The organism is Bradyrhizobium sp. Kon69 (assembly GCF_055807515.1).
The window spans coordinates 1-368 of record NZ_JBVVOS010000161.1; the positions used below are offsets into that span (position 1 = coordinate 1).

At 60.9% G+C, this 368-nt stretch carries 1 protein-coding gene; it reads left to right on the top strand.

Going from position 1 to position 368, the window contains the following annotated elements; all coding sequences use genetic code 11:
• Positions 1 to 115: 115 nt before the first annotated feature.
• On the top strand, positions 116 to 368 hold a 253-nt coding region (locus tag AC0L3U_RS38670; RefSeq protein WP_473365003.1), incomplete at its 3' end, for a hypothetical protein.

Genomic DNA, 368 nt, shown 5'->3' on the forward strand with positions numbered 1-368 from the left:
ACTGACGCCGGCGCATACATAAGCACCGCCCCTCCTGATGAAGCGCTTTCTAGCATGGTGACGCCCGAGGCATGACCCCGGGTTGTTTCCCTCGCCGCGCCCATCAGGATCCACCATGACTTCGACTACCGCAGTAAAAACCACCCGCGATCCTACGGTCGCTCTGCTGAACCAGCTGTCCCTTGGCCCCTCGTTTCGCGAAGTCGCGGCCGTCCTGTTGCGTGAGCAACTGCAAGTGCGTTATCCCAACGTGGACATCGACCCAGGCATCGCCATGATCGACACGCCCCAATCTGTTACCGCGCCCAAGCGTTTCTCTTTGAAAGTCGCCTTGTGGCTCCTCGACAGCCCGCGCCTGGGGCAGAGTA